This window comes from Rhizobium sp. NPDC092011, assembly GCF_044756305.1.
GTDB lineage: Bacteria > Pseudomonadota > Alphaproteobacteria > Rhizobiales > Rhizobiaceae > Rhizobium.
This window is the reverse complement of the sequence record NZ_JBIVSO010000029.1, coordinates 24368-30711: the sequence shown is the minus strand read 5'-3', so window position 1 is coordinate 30711 and position 6344 is coordinate 24368. Positions and strand designations below refer to the sequence as shown.

6 protein-coding genes are annotated in these 6344 nt (G+C 58.0%); 5 read left to right on the top strand and 1 reads right to left on the bottom strand.

All coding sequences use genetic code 11. The features are described from left to right. The first annotated feature begins 82 nt into the window (after nucleotides 1–82). A complete protein-coding gene (locus ACIQJ2_RS37260; RefSeq protein WP_400677938.1) occupies nucleotides 83–1087 on the top strand; it encodes an IS110 family transposase in 1005 nt (334 codons plus the stop codon). A gap of 449 nt (nucleotides 1088–1536) precedes the next feature. Here the strand turns inward: ACIQJ2_RS37260 and ACIQJ2_RS37255 are convergent, their stop codons facing one another. Next, nucleotides 1537–2457 (bottom strand): LysR family transcriptional regulator, encoded by a 921-nt coding sequence (locus ACIQJ2_RS37255; RefSeq protein WP_400677936.1) that lies wholly within the window; start codon nucleotides 2455–2457, stop codon nucleotides 1537–1539. A 106-nt stretch (nucleotides 2458–2563) separates the two neighbouring features. Here ACIQJ2_RS37255 and ACIQJ2_RS37250 point away from each other — a divergent pair, with 106 nt between their 5' ends. The 4 genes from ACIQJ2_RS37250 (at nucleotide 2564) to ACIQJ2_RS37235 (ending at nucleotide 6295) form a co-directional block, all read left to right on the top strand. Continuing rightward, nucleotides 2564–3646 carry a 4-oxalomesaconate tautomerase gene (locus ACIQJ2_RS37250; RefSeq protein WP_400677934.1) on the top strand — a complete coding sequence of 361 codons (1083 nt, stop codon included), beginning with the start codon at nucleotides 2564–2566 and terminating at the stop codon, nucleotides 3644–3646. A 52-nt stretch (nucleotides 3647–3698) separates the two neighbouring features. Further along, nucleotides 3699–4700 carry an ABC transporter substrate-binding protein gene (locus ACIQJ2_RS37245; RefSeq protein ID WP_400677933.1) on the top strand — a complete coding sequence of 334 codons (1002 nt, stop codon included), beginning with the start codon at nucleotides 3699–3701 and terminating at the stop codon, nucleotides 4698–4700. A 64-nt stretch (nucleotides 4701–4764) separates the two neighbouring features. After that, entirely contained in the window at nucleotides 4765–5532 is a 768-nt protein-coding gene (locus tag ACIQJ2_RS37240) for an ABC transporter ATP-binding protein (protein ID WP_400677943.1), read from the top strand. Next, nucleotides 5519–6295 (top strand): ABC transporter permease, encoded by a 777-nt coding sequence (locus ACIQJ2_RS37235; protein ID WP_400677931.1) that lies wholly within the window; start codon nucleotides 5519–5521, stop codon nucleotides 6293–6295. The genes ACIQJ2_RS37240 and ACIQJ2_RS37235 overlap by 14 nt, the downstream gene beginning before the upstream one ends. Nucleotides 6296–6344: the final 49 nt, after the last annotated feature.

Genomic DNA, 6344 nt, shown 5'->3' with positions numbered 1-6344 from the left:
GTCAGCGGCAATCAGCATGATAACTTGATCCCGACCGCGACCTAAGAATCTCATCCAGATTGTCGCAAGCGTCTCATCCTGATTGCCGCGCTATACGAAGACAGTTTTTCAGGTGCACGGGGCTGATGCATCTGGCGCGGTTGTTTTGCGCAAACAGCTTCGCCGGAACAGGCTCCTTGAGTTTTTCGCCAGGCAATCGCCATGTATTGTCGCTATCGAAGCGTGTGGCGGCGCGCATTATTGGGCGCGTGAGATCGGCAACCTGGGCCACAAAGTCCGCCTGATTGCGCCACAATACGTCAAGCCCTTTGTCAAACGGCAAAAGAATGACGCTGCAGATGCGGAAGCTATCTGCGAAGCGGCGCAGCGTCCGACGATGCGCTTCGTTGCGGTAAAGAGTGAGGAACAGCAAGCCAGCGCAGCCGTGTTTCGTGCCCGGGATTTACTGGTCCGCCAACGCACCCAGCTCATCAATGCGCTGCGGGGCCAACTTGCCGAATATGGATGGATCGTTTCTCAGGGGCCCTCGCACGTCGCCAGGCTTGTCGCGGTCGTCGATGATCCAACAAGCGGGCTGCCGCAAGCCGCGCATGCCTTGTTCGCGATCCTGGTCGAGACATTGAGAGCGCTTGATGAGCGTGTCCGGCAACTCGATGCTGAAATTGCACGTCGTGCCAAAGAGGATGAAGCGGCACGCCGGCTTATGGGCGTTCCCGGCATTGGACCAATTACAGCGATCGCGCTGATGGCTCTTGCCCCCGATCCTGCCACCTTCACCAAGGGGCGTGATTTTGCCGCCTGGGTTGGGCTGACGCCATTACAAAAATCGACCGGTGGCAAACAGAAGCTGGGAGCCACGTCGAAGATGGGGGAGCGAACCTTGCGGCGCTTGCTCATTATCGGAGCGAGTACCGTAGTGATGCATGCGGCGCGTAAGGGCGCGGCAAAAGGATCGTGGCTGGCGCGCATGATTGCGTGCAAACCACGTATGCTGGTTGTCGTAGCCCTCGCCAACAAGATGGCCCGGATTGTCTGGGCTCTGATGGCAACGGGTGAAATTTACAAAGCTCCGGTGGTGACACAGTAGCCGTTCACCGTCAGAGCCGTCGTGGGTGTAGGACAGACCAAGGATAATATGGCGTAACGGTTGATGAGACGGGATCAGAAGAACCAGTTTGGTGCATCGTGCTCAAGCACGCATCCGTGATGTGGATCTGGTCCACGAACTCCCATATTGGCCCTGGCATCTAAACTGCCAACAAAGAGGCCGGACAGATGACAGTGCTCAACCACACTCCATAAAGTCAAAATTTGTCTTGCATTCTAAGGGGCGTCCACAGATGCACCAACGCCTTCGTCAATGGCTGAACGCCACGATCACCCCGATGATCCGCTGCATCCGCGCGCGGAGATTTGAAGGAAGTCGCAGCGGTCGTCTTCGAAACGGACCAGAGAAGCTGCGATCCACGACATCGAAAGCAAGTGTCACCACGCGGCTGTATCTTGGATGCTGTTTCACGCATGGCAACGACACGATTAGTTCGCAGCAATTGGTCGTCCCGGCCGTTTCCAAGTCGTCAAAAGCATATCGATGAAACGGTCGGCTGCGGGGGAAAGGGTGGCACTCCTGCGTCTGACGATGCCGATCGTCCGGGTAACGACAGGATTGACGATCGGGCGGGTGACGAGAAACGGATGTTCCTCTTGCGGCGTTGCCAGCCTTGGAAGCACGGAAATTCCCAATCCTGCCTCGACTAGTCCCAACGAGGTATTCAGATGGGTCACCTCATAAAACCAGTTGAGCCTGAGGTTCGCCCGAGCGAGCGCCGCGTCAAGAAGTGTACGGTTGCCGCTGGAGCGATCGACCACAACAAGCGGGTGGCCCTCGAGCTGGTTCCAGTGGATTTCGTCAAAGGCCGCAAGCGGATGATCTTTGCGCATGGCCAACACAAATGGATCATCGATCAACGGCTCGAACGATAGCTCCGGATCGGAATTGCCCATCAAGTTGATACCGAACTCGACTTCTCCTCGAGCCACCGCTTGTAGTCCCTCGTTGGCGGTCAGATCCCGGATCCTCAGCCTTATGTGAGGATAGTCACGGCCAAAGGTGCGAATAACTGTCGGCAAGAAATAGAAGGCGGCGGTCGGTACGCAGGCCATGGTTATCAGTCCGCGACGCTGTGATCCACTGTCCTTGATGGCAAAGAGCGAGCCGTCGAACTCCTCCAGCATGCGCCGGACGAGAGGGATCATCTCTTGACCAGTGGCCGTCGGCGCCACATGGCGGGTGGTCCTGTCGAGCAAGGGCGCGCCGATCGATTGTTCCAGTTTCTGGATGCGGCGCGTCAAAGCCGGTTGCGAGATGTGCAAGGCTTCCGCGGCGCGATGAAAGCTTTCCAGCTCGACCACAGCCTGGAATGCACGAAGGTCTAAAATCTCGCAATTGATGCTCATAATGAAATAAACCCTCCGAAAATTGCATTTCACAAATAAGCCGCTCTTGCTCATATTGCAACAAGCCGGTGGATTGATCCACTGTACGCAACTTGGAAGGCCTGTTATGAACGATCTGGTGCGAATTCCTTGCGTCTTGATGCGTGGCGGAACGTCTCGCGGTCCATTTTTTCTAAGCGCGGATCTGCCGTCGGACACCGCCAGCCGCGACGCAGCCTTGCTGTCAATCATGGGATCGGGGCATCCGCTGCAAATCGATGGCATAGGGGGAGGAAATCCCGTTACCTCAAAGGTAGCGATTATCGGTCCGCCAAGCGTTGCCGGCGCCGATGTCGACTATCTGTTCGCTCAGGTGCGGACCGACCGGCAGATCGTCGACTACTCGCCGAATTGCGGAAATATGCTGGCCGCCGTCGGGCCTTTCTCGATCGAAGCGAGCTTGGTAAAAGCCCGAGAGACGGAAACGCTCGTGCGTATCCATAATGTCAACACCGGCAAGGTGATCGAGGCGAAAGTGCCGACCCGCAACGGCGAGGTGATTTATCTCGGCGATGCTTCGATCGACGGTGTACCAGGGCTTGCCGCGCCGATCGCACTCACCTTTCTCGACGCCGCGGGCGCCAAGACCGGCAAGCTGCTCCCAAGCGGCAATGCATCGGATGTCATTGACGGTCTGAGGGTGACGATCATCGATTGCGCCATACCCATGGTGCTGATGAGCGCTGGCGATTTCGGTGTAACCGGATATGAAGACGCCGCCACACTGTCCAGAAATATCGAGCTGATTGCGCGCATGTCGGCGATCCGTATCCAGGCCGGCAAGATCATGGGCATGGGTGATGTGTCCGATAAGGTTATTCCCAAGCCGGTTCTGATTGCGCCACCGCAGAAGGGCGGCACGCTTGCGGTTCGCTATTTCATGCCGAATGATTGCCATCCTGCTCTTGCGACGACAGGTGCGGTCGGCATAGCAACTGCGGTTGTTACGCCGGGGACGATTGCCGCCGATCTTGTAGGCCGCACATCTCTTCCGACGACCGTGCGACTTGAACATCCGAGCGGCCGTCTCGACGTCGAATTGGAGACGCGCGGCGGCGTGACCATCGCCGGTCTCGTGCGAACAGCGCGTCGTCTTTTCGAAGGCTATGCGTTTGCCAAGCCCGCCGGGTTTGTCGAACACGCGGCCTAGATCATTAGCAATCGATCCGGTGAGGACCGGATATAGTCAGGGAGGAATTTCCATGCGCAATTGTCTGCTCTCGGCAACCGCCATCATGGTGCTTGCCGGCGTCGCTCATGCCGAACCGGTTCGGATGAGCGTCGGCTCCTATAATCTCAACAACCTGCCGTTCCCCGTTGCCGAAAGCCTTGGCTTCTACAAGGAAGAGGGGCTGGAGGTGACCACAGAGAATTTCGCTCAAGGGGGCTCCAAGGTCCTGCAGGCTCTTGTCGCGGGCTCGACCGACGTTGCCGTTGGCTTTTATGATCACACGATACAGATGCAGTCGCAGGGTAAGCATGTCGTCGGCTTCGTTCAGCTGGCCCGCAATTCGGGGCTGGTCCTCGTTGGGAAGAACGACACCGATTTCGATCCGGTCAAGCCGGCAACGATCAAGGGAAAGAGCATCGGCATCACCGCGCCGGGCTCATCGTCCGATTTCTTCATTCGTTACTATCTTCAGCAACATGGCTTAACTGAAAACGACATTTCAATCATCGGCGTCGGCTCCGGCGCGGCTGCAGTGGCAGCCTTGCAGCAGGGCAAGGTCGACCTTCTTGTCAACTACGATCCGGCCGCAACGATCGTCGTCGAGCGCGGCATTGGCAAGATCCTGATCGACGCTCGCAGCGACGAGGGCGCCAAGGCCGTGTATGGCGGTATCTATCCGACCTCGGTTCTCTATGCCAACCAGGCCTATATCGAGGCCCATCCGGAGGTAATTCAGAAGGTCACCAACGCCACGGTGAAGGCGCTGCATTGGATGAAGACCCATACGGCGGCCGAAATCGTCGGGCAACTCCCTGACGATTTCGTCTCCGGCGACAAGGCGACCTACATCAAGGCAGTCGAGAACGCCAAGGCGATCTTCTCGCAGGACGGCCTGTTCGTCGCGCAAGATACCAAGACGCCGCTCGCCGTTCTCAAGAGCTTCAACGAGAGCGTTCACAGGGCGACGATCAATCTCAATGCCACCTACACGAACAAGTTCGTAGAGGCCGCAGCCCAGCGCGCCGCCAACTAAGAGGCCTCCAATGTCAGTGACAGCAAGGAAAATTCAGGCCGTGCCCCAATCAAACCCGACACCCATGGTTTCCATCAGTGGCGTCACCATGGCGTTCGGATCGTTCGTGGCCGTCGAAAACGTCAACCTGACGGTCGGCGACGGAGAATTTCTCTCCATCGTCGGACCGACTGGCTGCGGCAAGTCCACCATCCTCAACGCCATCGCCGGCCTTCTGAAGCCTTCGGTAGGCGAGGTCTCGATCGACGGCGCCGCAGTCAAGGGCGTGCAGAACAATATCGGCTATCTCTTTCAACAGGACGCGCTCCTTCCCTGGAAGATGGCTTATGAGAACGTCGAGCTTGGGCTGCGGTTTCGTGGCGTGTCCGCGGGCGAACGGCGCGAAAAGGTGATGGGATGGCTTGAAAAGGTCGGTCTCAAAGGGTTTGAAACCCGCTTTCCCCACCAACTTTCCGGTGGGCAGCGCAAACGCGTGCAGATGGCGCAGGCCTTGATCACCGAGCCCAAGGTCATCCTCATGGACGAACCGTTTTCGGCGCTGGACATTCACACCCGCCATCTCATGCAGAACGAGCTTCTCAAGCTATGGCAGGAAGACCGCCGCGCCGTGGTCATGATCACGCATGATCTCGAGGAGGCGATTGCACTCGGTGACCGTGTCGCGGTTCTTGCCGCCGGCCCAAGGAGCCGGGTAATCGAGACCTTCGGCGTCGATCTCGAACGGCCGCGCGATGTCGCCGAAATCAAGCTCGACCCGAAATTCATGACCCTTTATCGCGATATCTGGGCGTCGCTGCGCGGCGAAGTGGAGAAAAGCTATGCAGGCCATTAACATTCGTCTCATCCAGGTGGCGCTTCTGGCGGTCATCCTCGGCGGCTGGCAACTCGGGGTTTCGTCCGGGGTGATCGATCGCTTCTTTTTTCCGGCGCCATTGGACATCGTCAAACAAGTGACGACCTGGATCAGTGATCACGGTTTCTATAAACATGTCGGCATCACGCTTGGCGAGACCGTCCTTGGCTACCTGATCGGAACTGGTCTCGGCGTGGCTGCGGGCGTCTGGCTTGGCCTCAGCCCGTTCGTCGCCAGAGTTCTTGATCCTTTCATCAAGGCCGTGAACGCAATCCCGCGCGTTGTACTTGCACCGATCTTCGTTCTCTGGCTGGGGCTTGGCCTCTGGTCGAAGGTGGCACTGGCGGTCACGCTGGTCTTCTTCGTCACCTTCTTCAACGCGATGCAGGGCGTCCGCGAAGTCAATCCGGTCATCCTGTCCAACACCCGCATCCTTGGCGCCAAGCGTTCCGACCTGCTTCGCCACGTCTATTTCCCGGCTGCGGCAACCTGGATTCTGTCGTCGCTGCGCACCTCCGTTGGCTTTGCCGTTGTCGGCGCGATCATCGGCGAATATCTCGGCGCATCTGCGGGTCTCGGCTACCTCATCGCCCGCTCGGAAGGCAACTTTGATGCCGTCGGTGTTTTTGCAGGCATCATCATTCTCGCGGTCTTCGTTCTGATCATCGACCTGATCCTCGATGTCGTCGAAAGGAAGCTCATCACCTGGCGTCCGAACGCCGGCGAAGAACGTCCCGCCTGAGTTCACTTTCCGGTACTTTGAGGAGGGCAACCTGGCTGGATGCCCTCCT